Below are 16,931 nucleotides of genomic sequence, written 5' to 3' on the forward strand. Positions count from 1 at the left end.
AATAAGGATGGCAGTTTGTAAAATGCGCGTTTTTGAAAAGATAAAAGTGTTTAAAAAAAATCGGGATCTTAATAATATTATATTTAGCTTACTGGCATATGTAATAATTCCTTTTGGTACGATAATTTCAACCCCTATATTAATAATGTATTTAGGATTAGAAGATTACGGGTACTGGATACTTATTAATTCGATTATAGCCATTATGGGGGTTTCTAATTTTGGATTAGGTAACTCTATAATTAAATTTGGATCTAAGTATATAAAATTAAATGAGTCCACTAAATATAAAGATCTCATCTCAACAACATTATTTATGACATTAGTTATTTCCGTAGCTTTAGTTCTAATTTCTATAGTTATGGACTTATTCTTTGTGGATATCTTAGACGAATTTAAAGAAATAAACATATCTTTTACTTTAATAACCGTAATTGTTAGTTTAAAAATAATATCTGGAATTTTTTCATCAATAATAATGTCATATCAACGCTATGACCTCACTAACAAGATTAATATTATTGTAAATTTAATTCTAGTTTTTATCTCAACTCTAATAGCTGTATACAGTTCAAAATTAGAATACTTAATAACAGTTTTATTGTGTGTTACGATTATCTCCCTAGTTGTACACTATTTCAAAGCTCGACAAATATTGGGAGGAATACAGATTACATTACGGTTTGACAAAACTGTATTTAAGAGTATATTGAGTTTTGGAGGATTTTCTTGGCTTCAATCTATTATTAGTATAGTTTACAACCAAGTAGATAAAATTATAGTTAGTGTTATGTTAGGTCCACAAATGCTGGGGGTATATACTGCTTGCTTACAAATTGCTTTAAAAATTCATGAAATACCGACAGCTGCGGGAGCTTTTTTATTCCCAAAATTTAGTGAGAGTTTAGAAGAAGGAAGCAGTGCCTATAAAAAGCTGTATATAAATGCCTCTATATTATTATTATTATTTTTATTTATTTTTAGCTTTCCACTCTTTATATTCGTGGAAGAAATTTTGGAATTATGGATTGATGAAGAATTTTCTGATAGTTATAGTCAGTTATTGAAAGCTTTAATAGTTTCTATATCTACTGGAACTTTATTTGTAATTCCATTTTACTTTTTAAATGGTTTAGGATACGTTAGGTTGAACACCATAGTTAATGGAGCACTCTCAATTGTAAGTGTAATAAGTACCATAATATTAATTCCTTATTTAGACATACTAGGAGCAGCGTATGGAAGATTAATGGGATTACCGATAATAATATTTATAATTATTTATATAATCGAAAATAAAATATTAAAGGAAGCCATATCTTTAAAGATTTTTTCATTTTTAATAATATTGGAAGCCTTTTTTATTATCCCTATATATATGCTAGAAAGATATTTAAACTATAACTCAGTGTATGCCTTTATTAGCATAGTATTTATTATAATTGGAATACATTGTATATATAGTATACCTGTCTTTAAATTAATAAAGAAGAGGTTTAAGTATGAAACTGAATCTAAATGATACTCAAAACCAAATAGTAGCTTGTTTATTAGTAGCTACTACATTATTTATTAGTCCATCTCTGCTAAGTCTATCTTATAGTTTTGTAGGAATAATCTTAGCTTTACTTAGTCTCTTTACTTTTATTGTGCTATTTAAGAAACACACAAATATTTTTCCTATAGCATTAAGTATAATAGTTTTTAATTGTTTATATTGGTTTTTTATTTTAATGCAAACGCTAATTATCTCTGATACAGAATCAGAATATTTGTTACAAACATCAATCATTAATCTTACACTACTGATGGTTTACTCTATTTTACTTAGTGATAAAGATTTGAATTATTCCTATTTTAGGAATTTTATTAAATTAATTTACTTATTATGCCTTTCATTTGCTATAACATCATTACTATCCCAAGTAATGAACTTTGAAAAGTTAAATTTTATGCAAGTTAACATAGGGTCCTATCATACTGGTGGAACTATTTATTTTCCTGTTACAGCGATCTATGGAATCATGCATACTGGTGATTTGGCACTTCCTAAGTTCCAACTATTTTTTAGGGAATCAGGAATTGCCCAAGCTTTTATAATTTGGAGTATATTTAACTTAAAAAAATTCAACTTAAACAAGAAGAGAATTTATTTTATACTTCACTTTGGATTAATAGGTACATTTTCTACCACTGCCATAGCAATTTATTTTGTGACCTTAGCATATTTTTTGATATTAAGAGGGAAAATGAAATTTAAACAAGCATTTTTAAGCTTAGTTATATTATTTGGCGCTTATTTCGGTGTAATGAATCTACCTTATGTGGGGATACAAGATAAGTTGATCACACATTCAGCTTCAATTGAAGATAGATTAATAAATAATTTAGACGGTGCAAGGGAATTACTTATAAATCCATTGGGCACAGGTTTTAAGGCTAACGATAATGAAAATGATGGTATTAGTATTATTGCATTATCTAGTAAAATTGGGTTAGTTGGTTTAATACTAGTTATTTTAACTTTTTTTGGTCCACTAATGTTTTCGAAAGAAAAGAGAGTATATTTTGGTTCGATTCTACCGATTTTTCTTACAGCCCTACTAGCCCAGCCTATAGCAGGTGATACAATGATTGGAGTTATATTGCTATCTTTAATTTTTAATAAAGATAATTATTTAAAAGAAGGGGAACAAAATGAAGAAAATTTTGCTTTATGATGCATCCAATAGTGGGCATCATTTTTTTTATAACTATACAGTCTTAAAATCCTTAAGACGATATAATGATAAATTAGATATCACTTTTGTTTCTCCCGTTACCGAACAAGCTCAAATATCAAAAATCTCTACTTTAAATGTAAAGTTAATTAATAATGCCGAGTATTTCTATGCTAAAAATAATAAAGTTATTAGTTTTTTAAGATATGCTAAAATACTAAATTTAATTAGAAAGGAAAAAATTGATATTATTCATTTTCTTTACTTAGATAGTGAAATACTGAATATGTTCATATTAAGACGTTTTACCTTGTTTACAAAAGTTATGGGGACTCTTCATTGGTATCCATCAAATACGAAAAAAAGGTATATGATTAGTTCTCTTATTAATAATAAAATTCTCAACACAATAATTGTACATGGTGAATATACAAAAAATAAAATTTTTCGACATTCTAATACCTCAAAGGTACATTCTATAACATATCCAAACTTTCATGGTAATTCATACGAAATGATAACAAGTAAATATGAAAAAATAAGACTATTAGCATTCGGTGGACTGAGGTTTGACAAAGGAATTGATTTGCTTATAAAATCCTTGGAAAATGTAAGTCATGATTATGAATTATTAATTGCAGGGCAAGAGGACTATTTTACAAAGAGTGATTTAGAGAATTTAATAAAGGAAAGAGGTATAGAAAGTAAGGTAAAAATGGATTTAAGGTATTTATCAGACAAGGAACTTGATGATTACTTTAATAAGTCTGACATTGTTGTATTACCATATAGGAGATACTTTTCCGGGCAAAGTGGTCCACTAACAGAGGGTGTTGCTAGAAATAAGATCATCCTAGGTCCAAATACAGGAGAAGTTGGCTTTACTATTGATAAGTATAATTTAGGTAGAACATTTGTGCCGGAAGATATCGATGATCTAGCAAAAGAAATAAAGTACTTGATAGAGAATTTTAGGGAGCAAAAAGAATCTTTATTACCTTATCAAGAAGATTATAAAAAATTACTATCTATTGATACATTTATAAATTCATATATTTCGATTTATAATGAAACACTTACTAGTTTGGAGGATAAAGAGTGAATTTAGCACCAATCATTTTATTTGTTTATAACCGCCCAGATGAAACATATAAGACCATCAAGTTATTAGAAAAAAATGTTCTGGCAGATCAAAGTCATTTGTTTGTATTTTCAGATGGTCCAAAAACTGAAGGGCAAATTACTAAAGTAAGTAAGGTAAGAGAAATTATAGCTAATATAGAGGGGTTTAAACAAGTTACGGTAATAAATTCTGATTCAAATAAAGGTCTCGCTACTTCTGTAATAACAGGAGTTACGTCTGTTATAGAGAGGTACGGAAAAGTCATTGTTTTAGAGGACGATTTAGAAACCTCCATTTATTTTCTTAAGTTTATGAACCAAGCATTAGATTATTTTCAACATCACCAAGATATATGGTCTATATCAGGTTATACACCAAATATAGAATTACCTAAAGACTATTATAGCAATATATATAGTATCCCCAGAGCATGCTCTTGGGGATGGGGAACTTGGAAAGATAGATGGGATAAAAATGATTGGGAATTGGAGAATTATGAACAACTCTTAAATAATAAAGATAAGAGAAAACAATTTAATAAGCCAGGAAACGACATGAGTTATATGTTAATCGATCAAAAGAAAAAACTAATCGATTCTTGGGCTATTAGATGGTGTTATAGTCAATTTATTAATAATGCATATACAATTTATCCGAAGTATTCATTTATTAAAAATACTGGTTTTTCTGGAGAAAGTACACATGGATCATTATCCAAAAAGTATGATGTGCAAATATGTCAAACCTATAGTATAGAGTTTGACAAAGTTATTCCTCAAGATAAAGTTATAATGAAATTTGCTGAGTTCTATAATATGACAATTATAAATTATATAGGAAGAATTTTAAAAACCTTGGGTTTGTATAAAAAAGTAAAAGTAATTATAAAAAAAGTAAGGAAGTAAAACTATGAACATTTTTGTGAATGCAACTGCTGCGGATGTAGGAGGCCTAAAAAGTATAGTAGATCATTTTTTAACCCATATCTCAAAAAGCGAAGAAGAAAATATTTATTATATCTTTGTTAGTAATGATCACTTCAATAATTTTAAAAGTGAAAAAATAAAGATAATTAATACAAATTCAAAAAAATGGATTAAAAGGTTGCTTTGGGATTCTTATGGAATGAAAAGGTGGGCTAATAAAAATAACATTATTCCTGACCAAATTATTTCCCTACAAAATACGGCTGTTAACTTTAAAAACGTTAATCAAATTATATACCTTCATACACCCATTCCTTTTGTGGAGTATGAATGGAAAATAACAAAAAAAAACGAAAGGAAACTATGGTTCTACAAAAATATATATCCTTTTTTTATTAAACTTTTTCTGAATAATAATTGTAGTATAGTTGTACAGGCAAATTGGTTAAAGAAAAGAGTTTCATCAAGAATAAAAGTAAGTGAAAACCGAATTTTCGTTATTAAACCAGATTTTTCATTAAAACAGGAAGATACAGATATGCTGCTAAATGTTGATTCTAACAGGAGATTCTCAGATCAAATAAGCATGTTTTATCCTGCAATTGATTATGTTTATAAAAATCATTTGACTATTCTCAAAGCTCTAAAGAAATTAAAAGATGAAAATATTAGCTTATATCAAAAATTGGTTTTTGTAATTACAGTGGATGAGCAATCTGATACTTATAAATATGCTAAAAAACTTGGTATACATGATGCGGTTAAGTTTCTAGGGAAGGTACCCTTTTCTGAAATAGTAAAAGAATATAAAAGATCTAATTTTGTTCTTTTTCCGAGCTATATTGAAACTGCAGGTCTTCCACTATTAGAGGCTGCATACTTTAAGAAATTGATTATCTGCTCTGACGAAGTCTATGCAAGAGAATTAATAGGTGATTATAAGGGAGTTCATTTCACTCCAGCATTAAATGTCGACGAGTGGAAAAGAAAAATAGAACACCATGCAGAAGCAAATATTCCGTTATATGAATATACAATAGATAAGAGTGCTAATAGTTGGGATCAATTATTAAAATTAGTGAAAAAAGGGGATTAATTTGAAAATTAACCTAGCAAATTATAACCAAAGTAATTATAGTAGGGGGAAAAGTGGATTTTATATCCTATTGTGGTGGATTATGCAAGGAACCTTATTTAGATTTTCGTTCCATAACATGTATGGATGGAGAAGTTTATTACTTAAACTCTTTGGTGCGAAAATTGGAAAATCGGTGAAAATCAGGCCTTCAGCAAAATTCACTTATCCTTGGAAGGTTTCAATTGGTGATCATACTTGGATAGGAGATAATGTTAAACTTTATAGTTTAGATCATATAAATATAGGTAGTCATTGTGTTGTTTCCCAAGAATCCTATTTATGTACAGGTAGCCATAAGATTGATGATCCTAATTTTAGTTTAATAACAAAACCAATAGTAATTAAGGATGGGGCTTGGATTGCTAGCGATGTCTTTGTTTATCCAGGTATAACAATTAATAACATGGCAGTAGTAGCTGCAAGAAGTACTGTAACTAAAGATATACCAGCCAATGAGGTGCATGCTGGCAATCCAGCAAAATATGTAAAGAAAAGGTTTAAGGATGAGGAGTTTTATGGCTAAAAAAAAGAAAATTACTTTTGTAATCAATTATTTCTATCCAGATTTGGCATCAACTGGTCAATTAATGACCGATTTATGTACACACCTCCAAAATGAATTTGAAATTACTGTTATTGCATCTCAACCTGGTTATGCTGGGGAGAAAAACACTAAAAAAAATAAAGTTTTTGAAATAGATTATTTGGAAAATATTAAGGTAGTTCGTTTACATCTTCCGGCTGTAGATAAGACATCGAAGATTAGTCGAATGAAATATATATTCTCTTATTTTGTTTTAGCTATAATTGCCTTAATTAAAGAGAAAAGAACAAATGTTATCTACACTATATCTCAGCCCCCTATTTTAGGTGGCTTAATAGGAACAATAGGTAAATTCTTAAAGCGTTCTAAACACATTTATAATATTCAAGATTTCAATCCTGAACAAGCAGCTGCAATTAGTTATACAAGTAAAGAATCAGTTTTTAAGGTTGCTGTAGCCATAGATAAATTGAATTGTAGTTATGCAGATAACATTATTGTTGTTGGAAATGATATGAGTGAAACCTTAAAGAAAAGATTCATTGGGAGAAAAATTCCTAAACATGTAGTTATCAACAATTGGACCGACGAAAAGGAAATAGTACCTATAAGCAAAAGTGATCCTAATGTTAATGGCTTTCTTAAAGAACATGATTTAGAGAATAAATTTATTATAATGTATTCTGGTAACCTTGGATTATATTATGACCTGGAAAATTTAATAAAGATTACAGAACATTTTTATGAAAATCGAGACATAGCTTTTGTTTTTGTCGGAGAAGGTGCAGTAAAAAAGGAAATGCAGGATTTTGTTCAAAAAAATAACGTCCGAAATGTATATTTCCTTCCTTATCAGCCTAAGGAGTTTATAAAATACTCATTGAACGCTGCTGACATTCACTTAGTTGTAAATCAAAAAGGTATAAAAGGTGTTTCGGTTCCAAGTAAAATCTATGGTGTAATGGCAGCAGGAAAACCCATACTTGGTGTATTGGAAAACGGTAGTGAAGCACAAATGCTTATTGATAATAGCAATTGTGGCATCGTTCTAGAGCCCCAGGATTATACTGGTATTATAAAAGCTATAGAGTCTTATTATAAAATGGATAGGGAAACGTTACAGCAGAAAGGGTTAAATGGTAGGAAGTACCTTGAAACGAGTCTAAGAAGGGAAATATCTATTAATAAATATAAAGATGTATTAAAGGAAGTATCGGAATCTTGATATCAAACGATGTGAGGGTAAAACAATTTTATTAAGAATTAAAATCATTAGGGCTAAATTAGAATTTTTTTGAGGTGTTAATATTGAAACTAGTATTACTTTCAGGTGGATCGGGTAAGAGGCTATGGCCACTATCAAATGACACTAGATCAAAGCAATTTTTAAAAGTATTACAAAGTGATAATGAAGAAAAGCAATCGATGGTTCAACGGGTATGGGGTCAGTTAAAAACAGTTGGCCTTGCTAATTCATCTGTTATTGCTACATCCAAAATGCAAAGAGATATGATTCATAGTCAGGTAGGAATGGATGTTCCTCTAATAATAGAGCCAGAACGTCGAGATACCTTTCCGGCTATTGCTTTAGCTTCTGCTTATTTAGCATCTGTTGAAAAAGCACCTTCAGATGAAATTATTGTTGTCCTTCCAGTTGATCCGTACGTGGAGGATGGTTTTTTTGAAAAAGTAAAAGAACTAGAGAAGGTATTAATAGAGACCGATGCAGATTTAGCATTAATAGGAGTTAAGCCGACATATCCTTCATCTAAATATGGATATATTGTTCCTCATAGTGAGTCAAATAGTAATGAATACATTACTGTAAATCATTTTACTGAGAAACCAAGCGAAGAAAAAGCTCAAACATTGATTGATTTAAATGCTCTTTGGAATTGTGGGGTATTTGCTTTTAAATTAAGCTTTTTAATTAATATTATGAATCAAAAAGGCTTGCCAATTGAATATGACGAGCTTGAAATGATGTATAATACGCTTCCTAAGATAAGTTTTGATTATGAAGTAGTGGAAAAGGCTGAGCATATTGTCGCTATTCCTTATGATGGTTATTGGAAGGACCTCGGTACTTGGAATACCCTTACAGAAGAAATGGCAACATCTCAGTTAGGTAAAGGTGTATTAAGTGATGATTCTATTAACACCCATTTGATTAATGAACTTGATATCCCAGTGACTGTACTGGGCGTAAAAGATATAGTTGTTGCAGCTAGCCCTGATGGAATATTGGTTGCCGATAAAGCATCTAGTCCGAAAATTAAGGATTTAATTAGTGGATTTGAACAGCCACCTATGTATGAGGAACGGATATGGGGTTGGTCCAGAGTCCTGGATTATGCAAAGTATGATAATGGGGATGAGATGGTAACAAAACGTATATGTATTCATGAAGGAAAGAATTCTAGTTACCATTATCATAACTTACGAGATGAAGTATGGACGATAGTGCGTGGCGAAGGTGAATTAGCATTGGATGACCACATTACACGAGTTAAGGCGGGCGATATCATTCATCTTCCAGCGGGGAAGAAGCATGGAATTAAAGCCTTATCTGAACTAGAATTTATTGAAGTGCAAACAGGCTTCGGAATAAGTGATGAAGATTTCACACGTCTTTATTTTAAATGGGAAGACGTTATGGCGCATTTTAGTAAATCTAAGGCAAAAGTAATTGTTTAATTTTTGTGGGAAAGGCGATGGCTCTTTCCCTTTTTTATTGGAGTCGAAGTGATATGAAAGTAATTGCTTACTACATTTCTGATTATGGCTATGGGCATGCGTCTCGGAGTATAGCTATTATAAGAGAACTTCTTCTTCGGAATTCTAATATAAGAATTATTGTTTGCCATTCATTTGCAATTTCTTTTATGAAAAATTCAATTCGTTCTAGCAGAGTTTCTTTCCGGGAAGTAAATACAGACATAGGGTATTTTTTAAAAAGCGACTCCATTTATCCTTATAAAAAGTTGTTATTAGAAGAATACCTCAAGTTTACTAATGAGTTGGATTGTCGTCTTTTAGTGGAAGAAGGATTTTTAAAGAGTAACCATGTGGATCTAGTCCTATCTGATATTAGCCCTTTACCTTTTCAATCGGCTAGAAACTTGGGTATTCCTTCTATAGGCCTTTCAAATTTCACATGGTACACAGCATACCGAGGGTTGATTGAGGAATCTGAACTGACTCCACTTAAAGAGGCCTATAGTAAAATGACCTATTTCTTTTCATTAGCAGGAAGCAACGAAACCTGGGGGTTCGATTCCAAAGAGTATGGTTTCTTTTCTAGAAAAGTTGATTTATCAGAAATTAATAGTATTAGAAATCAGGTTGATAAAAGTTATGAAAAAAAGATTGTCTTTTTAGGGCTTGGGATGAAAGTTGATCAGGCAACTCTTGATTTACTCCCTATATGGGATAGTCCTGATATAGAATTTGTTGTTTCTTCAAATGTCCCAGTTATTAGAGAGAATGTGCAACAAATCCCGCTAGATTACGTTGAAACTCAAAACTATATAGCATCATCAAATTTAGTCATAACAAAAGCAGGTTGGGGTATGGTAGGTGAAGCATTAAACAATAATGTCCCACTATTAATACTAGAAAGACCTTTAATGACTGAAGATCAATCTACTATTACTTATTTGAAAAAATATAACGCATGCGAAGTAATCGATTGGAATGAATTTAAAAACCTTCAAGTTGATTATTCATTTATTGATCGTTTAAATAAGAACTTGATTAGAGATAAACATACTTTTAAAAACTCTGTTAATAGAATTGCAGAAGATATCCTTAAAGTTTTAAATGAACAAGAGCAATTAGTATAATTTGGGATATGCACCTGGACGCTAGTTTCTTTATAATAGAGGGGTAATCATTTATTTATCCAAAAATTTATTCAAATAATTTAAAGGTGAGATGGTATATGAAAATAGCTGTTGCCGGAACAGGATATGTTGGATTAGTAACCGGCGTTTGTCTTGCTGAAAATGGGCATAAAGTTACTTGTGTTGATATAGATGAGAATAAAGTAGCAATAATGAGAGCTGGGGTTTCACCCATTTATGAGCCAGGGCTTGAAGAATTAATGCAGAAGAATATGCAGAGCCTTCATTTTACTACAGACTATCAGGAAGCCTATAGAGATGCGGATGTTGTTTTTATTGGGGTGGGAACTCCAGAAAAACAAGATGGTTCTGCTAATTTAACATATGTGTATGGAGTGGCAGAACAAATAGCTGAAAGTATTGAAAAGGATTGTGTAGTGGTTGTTAAGTCCACTGTTCCGATTGGGACTAATGATAAAATTGAAGAATTAATCAAAAGCAAATTGAAGAATAATGTAAATGTATACATTGCTTCGAACCCGGAATTCTTGGCTCAAGGTACGGCAGTGAGAGATACTTTGCATGCGTCGAGAATTGTTGTAGGAGTAGAAGATTCCTATCCTGGTAAAGTACTAAAAGAGGTTTACAAGAATTTCGATGCACCAATTATTGTGACTAACAGAAAAAGTGCAGAGATGATTAAGTACGCTTCTAACGACTTTCTTGCTTTGAAAATATCATTCATCAATGAGATTGCTAACTTGTGTGAAATTATCGGGGCTGATATTGAAGACGTGGCACTTGGTATGGGCTTTGATAGCCGTATCGGAAACAGATTCTTAAATGCCGGGATTGGCTATGGAGGTTCTTGCTTCCCTAAAGATACGAAAGCACTTCACTGGTTAGCCAACTTCCATGATCATGAACTGAAGACGGTTAAAGCCGCAATTGATGTTAATGAAAATCAAAAGCTCAAATTAATTAAAAAGTCTCGTAAATACTATGATAGTTTACAAGGTCTGAATGTTGCCGTGCTAGGTTTGACCTTTAAACCGGGTACAGATGATTTAAGAGAAGCTCCTACTCTGGTTAATATTCCACTTATGCTGGAAGATGGGGCAAATGTTAGAGCATGGGATCCAGTTGGAGTTAACAACTTTAAAAAGTTGTACCCAAATGAAGTTACGTACTGTGATTCAATTGAGAGTACTATAAAGGGTGCAGATATTTGCTTCATTTTTACAGAATGGGATGAGGTTAAAGACTTTGAATTATCCAAGTACTCAGAGCTGATGAAATCTCCAATTGTCTTGGATGGTAGAAACTGCTATGACCTCGAGAGTACAAAAAACGCCAGTATGATCTATGATTCAATTGGTAGAGAGACAGTGAATAGTCTCGAACCGTCATTAGTTTAAAAATAAAACTTCTAGTTGCCCCTTCTCTCTGAGAAGGGGCTTTTTACATATGCATATAATGGAGGATTAACATGGATTGGAAAGAAACATTAGAGAAATGGACTTCATTTAGTGAATTAGAAAACGAATTATCAGATAAATTAGATGAATTATCGAAGACAGCAACGGAGCTGGAAGATAGCTTCTATAAACATCTGGAATTCGGCACCGGAGGCATGCGTGGCGAATTAGGACCTGGTACAAATCGTATGAATATCTATACGATTCGCCGTGCTGCTGAGGGGCTTGCGCTGTATATTGTCGAACAGGGAGAAGAAGCCAGGAAGCGTGGGGTTGCTATTGCTTACGATTCGCGCCATAAATCACCTGAATTTGCCCTGGAAGTTGCAAAGACGGTTGGAAACCATGGAATTAAAGCGTATCTATTTGAAGAATTGCGTCCAACACCAGAGCTATCATTCGCTGTAAGATCTTTAAATGCTATTGCTGGAGTGGTCATAACAGCAAGCCATAATCCACCTGAGTACAATGGTTTTAAAGTATATGGTGAAGATGGAGGACAGGTTCCTCCAGAGGCTGCGGATATAATTATTCAATATGTAAATGCTGTAGAGAATGAACTAACGGTAGAGGTACCGACTGAGGAGGAACTTTTAGAGAACGGTTTGTTAACTTATATTGGTGAAGAAATTGATCAAGAGTATGTTTCAAACCTAAAATCTTTGCAATTGAATGCTGACATAGTAAAAAGTGTTGCGGATGATTTGAAGATTGTTTTTTCTCCTTTGCACGGAACAGGGAATAAGCCGGTTTGGGAAGGGTTGAAGGCGTTTGGTTTTACGAATGTAACAGTGGTAAATGAACAGGAACTGCCTGATCCGAACTTTTCAACGGTGAAATCTCCTAATCCTGAAGAGCATGCTGCTTTTGAGGTAGCAATCCGCTATGGAAAAGAAGTGGATTCAGATATTTTGATGGCTACTGATCCCGATGCTGATCGCCTCGGTGTCGCGGTGAGGGACTTGCATGGGGATTATGTAGTCCTGTCTGGTAACCAGATGGGTGCATTAATGCTGGAATACTTATTATCACAGAAGAAAGAAAAAGGACAATTGCCTGATAATGGGGTCGTAATCAAGACCAATGTAACCTCTGAAATTGGTGGGGCTATTGCGGCTGAGTACGGCATTCCTACCATTGATACCCTGACTGGATTTAAGTTTATTGGTGAGAAAATCAATGAGTTTGAGAACACGGGAGAGCATACTTTCCTATTTGGCTATGAAGAGAGCTATGGATACTTAATTGGTGATTTTGTTCGCGATAAAGATGCGGTACAGTCTGCGGTTTTTGCTGCAGAAGTGGCGGCTTTTTATAAAGCAAAAGGAATGACATTGTATGAAGGTTTGCTCGAAATCTTTGAGAAGTATGGATATTACCAAGAGGGTCTCGAAACAATCACTTTAAAAGGTAAAGACGGAGCAGAGCAAATTGCAACGCTTATGAGTCGTTTCCGTGAAGAAACGTTAAAGGAAATAGCTGCAATTGAAGTAACTGTGATTGAAGATTACCTGGAGAGTACACAATTGGATTTAAGAGGCAATAATGAGAGTGCTATTGAATTGCCAAAATCAAACGTTCTTAAGTATCACCTAGCTGACGGATCCTGGTTCTGCTTGCGTCCATCCGGCACAGAACCAAAAGCTAAGTTCTACTTTGGTGTTAAAGCGGAGACACTGGAGACAAGTCGTGAGAAATTGGTCAGCATAAAAGAAGCAGTTATAAATAAGGTCCAAGAGGTATTATCGTAGAAAAGAAATATAGCCTATCGAAGATTTATTTAAATTTTTCGATAGGCTTTAAATCATTTAGGGACTAAATATATTTATCATTAATTTTATCCATCCAAACAAAGAAATCCATAGCGGTATACTAAGTGAAATTCCCCATGAAAAGCCAACTGCAAAATTACCTTCTCGATTCACTTCATCACATCCCAGTAATTTTGAGAAACTTATATAATGATATTCCCCTTGTCCAGGAGTATAACCTTTATTTGGAATGGGAATTTAATCCACAAATATTGGTTTGTTATGACACTCATAGACAAAATGGGGGAGATCTGGTAACCCAAGCTCTTTTCTCCACTCGTAATTGTATATAATTTGTCGGAATGTTTGAGAATGAAGGAAGGTTCATCCAGTGTAGTTGGTGAATGCGGCTATTTTGGTGGCCAGGAAGCGAGGTACGGCTGGTCTTCCTTTTTGACTCACCATCGTGAATGAAAATTGATGAATTAGAACTTGGTTGAAACATTATTGGATGTGGTTAATCCCTTATCTGGGCAGCAGTGCCGCCTTTGTTCTCGCAGTGTTGAGATTGATAGAGGAATAGAAGGTTAGTAGCAGGGCTTTCAAAAGGATTATGGGGCATTTTTTACCAAAAGAATGCACTCAAGTTTGCACGAGCTTCAACATGAATCGGCCACCTGGTTGTGGAAAAACCCTTCTGGCTGAAAACATTTCGGATCATACATGGTTCAGCTTACGGCGAGAACCATATCATGTTTCCCAACCTTTAATTCTTGCAACATTCTCCACTAAATACAATCCTCCTTTCGACTCAATTCTAACCAAACAAGAAAATAATTTTCATTTTTTAATAAATACTGAAATTTAATTGTAAGATTTTCATATTTATGTTTATAATGGCATTGAAAGCGCTACCAAATATCAAAGTCTAATAGTCTGATAGCGATAAATTGAATCGAAGGGAAGGATGTATGTGAAAAAAAAGTTGAATGTTGTTACTGGTTCAATTCTTGCTTCAAGTCTGGTGTTATCTTCTTTTGGGGGTGTAGGAAATACCAAGGCTAAAAGTGAGGTGCCGGTAAATGTTTTAGCGGTCGTGGATCAGTCTGGGGATATGCTGAAGATTGATTCTTTGAATCAGCGTTCGAATGACCATAAGCTGATAGCGTTCAATGACACATTTAGCTATTACACGGAAACGGATAAAGGAAGCTTTGAAATTGTGCTGGAAAAGAGCGGCCTTAATACATACCGTGTGTTGAAACAGACGGATGGAGACAGTGCAATTCCTGAAAATGGTCTGGTTCTTTCCACTGGCGATTTGACGACACCCGAAATTGAAGCTTTCCTGGCACAATTAGAAGTTGGCGAAATCGTGACACTCCATGAGCCGATGAAGAAGGAAGAGCAAATGCAGTCAAACGCGGTAGATCCAACTGCTCAGTCCAATCCAGCAGGAGCCGTTTTTGACGGGTTCCGGGGTCCAGATCAGCTCATCGTTTATACACCTTCCTTCGGTGAAACAACAAAGACGAATCCATATGGATATGAAATAACAGTAGAGAATGGCTATGTAACAAAGCTGGGCGGAGGAAGCTCAAAGATTCCTGAGAATGGATTCGTAGTCAGCGGGCACGGCATTGCCTCCAAATGGATTTCGGCGAATTCGATAATCGGGGCAAAAGTAACAGTAAGTGATACTGGAGAAGTGAAGATCGTCCAGGATGTAGAAAGTTTCCAATATCAAAGCAGGCAGTCCATCCAAAAGGCGAAGGACAACATCGCGAAGGCTAAGGCAGAGTTCCTTGATGTTGCGATGAGTGATGCAGAGGAAGCTGTAAAAAAGGCTGAGGACCTTCTAAAAGAAGCAGCAGCAATGAATGCAAGTGATCCAGTCCGTTCCCTGGATATGACACGCCAGGCCACTCAGTATGCTTACGATGCATATTATTACTCGCTTCCATCCAATGTGGCAGAACAGCGGGCGATTTGGTACCGTCCAGAAGAGACCACTCTTGATGGAGTGAAACAAGTACTTGACCGGATGGAGAAGGCAGGATTCAATTCGGTCTATCTTGAAACTACATTTTGGGGCTATACCATTTATCCAAGTGAAACAATGAAAGAGTATGGTCTTCCTGAGCAGCACCCTAGATTCAAGGATGGTGACTACGGCACTTATGGAAAAGACTTGCTGAAAGCATATATTGAAGAAGGAAAGAAACGTGGTCTCTCCGTTCAAGCTTGGACTGATGGCTTCATGATCGGCCATGGTTCATTGGGCTTGCCGTCACAATTCGCCAAATACCCGGAGTGGGCAGCAATCCAGCGTTCCAATACAACAGGTCAGCCAAAGCCTGATAGTTCCAACCAATATTACTGGCTCGACATAGCCCAGCCGGAAGTACAAAAGTTCATGCTTGATATTTATAAAGAAATGCAAGCTGATTACGATATTAAAGGCTTGAATATCGACTACATGCGTTATCCGCACCATAAATTTGAACAAGGTTACGGTTACAGTGATACCGTAAGAAGCCTGTATAAACAACAATCAGGGATTGATCCACTTGCTATCAACCCGACCGACACCCCGGCAGAATGGCAAGACTGGCAAAATTGGATTCAGCAAAAAGAAAATGAGTTCGTCGATAAGCTTCACGATCAATCTAAGGCTATCAACAAGAAGTTCATGTTAACAGCGACTCCTGAACCGGGACCTGAGGCTGTGTTGATCAGTGACTGGAAGGATGATCTGGATGGTGTCATTCCTCAAGCATATGGCCATGATTTCAATAGCATCCAAAAGACTGTTCAGGCCAGCAAAAAGCTGATGCCTGAAGGAACGGTTTATTATACTGGAATCTACTCTTTCTATCATCACCTTAGCGAGATGGCAAGCGTCGATGATGTCTTATCGGCTCGGTTCGGAACCTCGGGGGTAAATATGTTTGCATTTGGCCAGGCGAGCGCTCCTTCTGTTGATGCGCTGGGTAAAGGCCCTTGGAGGGAAAAAGCGGTTAATCCTGGAGAGGAACCAATTCTGGCTTCGTTTGCGGTATTGAAGGATATCCAGGAAGAAATCAATCTCCTCTACAGACCACAGGGAGCAGTAGAGGTAGTAGAAGCCAATCGAATCAGACAGTCTGTCAAAGACCTGGAAATAGCGATCAAGAAAAACCCTGCAGACAGCGAAGCCAAGTATGAAGCACTGCTTTCAAGAATAGAAAATGCGATGGCAAGTGGAAAGCTGAATGAAGCAGTGGGAGCAAGAATGGAAACTCAGATAGCTGAAACAAGAACATGGGTAAATTATTTCTTGAAGCATCAAAATTAATTGTACGAAAAGAGGAGATCTTTAGATCTGCTCTTTTCGTTTATGAATATTGTCTAAAATAGAAATTAA

Annotated in this window: 12 protein-coding genes; all 12 read left to right on the forward strand. The window is 34.5% G+C overall.

Annotated elements, in window-relative coordinates:
* Positions 1-22 precede the first annotated feature (22 nt).
* The 12 genes from J7E35_RS11115 (at position 23) to J7E35_RS23700 (ending at position 16,862) form a co-directional block, all read left to right on the forward strand.
* Complete coding sequence (locus J7E35_RS11115; protein WP_214779704.1) at positions 23-1,522, forward strand: oligosaccharide flippase family protein; 1,500 nt, start codon at positions 23-25, stop codon at positions 1,520-1,522.
* Positions 1,503-2,720, forward strand: a complete 1,218-nt coding sequence (locus tag J7E35_RS11120; RefSeq protein WP_214779706.1) for a hypothetical protein — start codon at positions 1,503-1,505, stop codon at positions 2,718-2,720. Before J7E35_RS11115 ends, J7E35_RS11120 begins: the two co-directional genes overlap by 20 nt.
* The gene (locus J7E35_RS11125) at positions 2,698-3,822 is read left to right on the forward strand and encodes a glycosyltransferase family 4 protein (protein WP_214779708.1); all 1,125 of its coding nucleotides are present in this window, start codon (positions 2,698-2,700) and stop codon (positions 3,820-3,822) included. The genes J7E35_RS11120 and J7E35_RS11125 overlap by 23 nt, the downstream gene beginning before the upstream one ends.
* Positions 3,819-4,748 carry a glycosyltransferase family protein gene (locus tag J7E35_RS11130; RefSeq protein WP_214779710.1) on the forward strand — a complete coding sequence of 310 codons (930 nt, stop codon included), beginning with the start codon at positions 3,819-3,821 and terminating at the stop codon, positions 4,746-4,748. Before J7E35_RS11125 ends, J7E35_RS11130 begins: the two co-directional genes overlap by 4 nt.
* 4 nt (positions 4,749-4,752) lie before the next feature.
* Positions 4,753-5,865 (forward strand): glycosyltransferase, encoded by a 1,113-nt coding sequence (locus J7E35_RS11135; RefSeq protein ID WP_214779712.1) that lies wholly within the window; start codon positions 4,753-4,755, stop codon positions 5,863-5,865.
* A gap of 1 nt (position 5,866) precedes the next feature.
* Entirely contained in the window at positions 5,867-6,430 is a 564-nt protein-coding gene (locus tag J7E35_RS11140) for a putative colanic acid biosynthesis acetyltransferase (RefSeq protein WP_214779714.1), read from the forward strand.
* Positions 6,423-7,676 (forward strand): glycosyltransferase family 4 protein, encoded by a 1,254-nt coding sequence (locus J7E35_RS11145; RefSeq protein ID WP_214779716.1) that lies wholly within the window; start codon positions 6,423-6,425, stop codon positions 7,674-7,676. Before J7E35_RS11140 ends, J7E35_RS11145 begins: the two co-directional genes overlap by 8 nt.
* 83 nt (positions 7,677-7,759) lie before the next feature.
* Positions 7,760-9,148, forward strand: coding sequence for a sugar phosphate nucleotidyltransferase (locus J7E35_RS11150; RefSeq protein ID WP_214779718.1), 1,389 nt, complete (start codon positions 7,760-7,762; stop codon positions 9,146-9,148).
* A 53-nt stretch (positions 9,149-9,201) separates the two neighbouring features.
* Positions 9,202-10,296, forward strand: a complete 1,095-nt coding sequence (locus tag J7E35_RS11155; protein ID WP_214779720.1) for a glycosyltransferase — start codon at positions 9,202-9,204, stop codon at positions 10,294-10,296.
* A gap of 98 nt (positions 10,297-10,394) precedes the next feature.
* Positions 10,395-11,714, forward strand: a complete 1,320-nt coding sequence (locus J7E35_RS11160) for a UDP-glucose dehydrogenase family protein (protein WP_214779722.1) — start codon at positions 10,395-10,397, stop codon at positions 11,712-11,714.
* Between the two features lie 71 nt (positions 11,715-11,785).
* Positions 11,786-13,525, forward strand: coding sequence for a phospho-sugar mutase (locus J7E35_RS11165; RefSeq protein WP_214779724.1), 1,740 nt, complete (start codon positions 11,786-11,788; stop codon positions 13,523-13,525).
* 973 nt (positions 13,526-14,498) lie between these two features.
* Positions 14,499-16,862 carry a glycoside hydrolase family 10-like protein gene (locus tag J7E35_RS23700; protein ID WP_214779726.1) on the forward strand — a complete coding sequence of 788 codons (2,364 nt, stop codon included), beginning with the start codon at positions 14,499-14,501 and terminating at the stop codon, positions 16,860-16,862.
* Positions 16,863-16,931: the final 69 nt, after the last annotated feature.

The sequence above is a fragment of the Bacillus sp. ISL-45 genome (genome assembly GCF_018613195.1).
Classification (GTDB): domain Bacteria; phylum Bacillota; class Bacilli; order Bacillales; family Cytobacillaceae; genus Mesobacillus.

Coding starts and splice junctions, on each gene's coding strand:
- J7E35_RS11155 (WP_214779720.1), top strand. CDS start 9,202: ATGAAAGTAATTGCTTACTACATTTCTGATTATGGCTATGGGCATGCG.
- J7E35_RS11115 (WP_214779704.1), top strand. CDS start 23: ATGCGCGTTTTTGAAAAGATAAAAGTGTTTAAAAAAAATCGGGATCTT.
- J7E35_RS11165 (WP_214779724.1), top strand. CDS start 11,786: ATGGATTGGAAAGAAACATTAGAGAAATGGACTTCATTTAGTGAATTA.
- J7E35_RS11125 (WP_214779708.1), top strand. CDS start 2,698: ATGAAGAAAATTTTGCTTTATGATGCATCCAATAGTGGGCATCATTTT.
- J7E35_RS11135 (WP_214779712.1), top strand. CDS start 4,753: ATGAACATTTTTGTGAATGCAACTGCTGCGGATGTAGGAGGCCTAAAA.
- J7E35_RS11160 (WP_214779722.1), top strand. CDS start 10,395: ATGAAAATAGCTGTTGCCGGAACAGGATATGTTGGATTAGTAACCGGC.
- J7E35_RS11145 (WP_214779716.1), top strand. CDS start 6,423: ATGGCTAAAAAAAAGAAAATTACTTTTGTAATCAATTATTTCTATCCA.
- J7E35_RS11120 (WP_214779706.1), top strand. CDS start 1,503: ATGAAACTGAATCTAAATGATACTCAAAACCAAATAGTAGCTTGTTTA.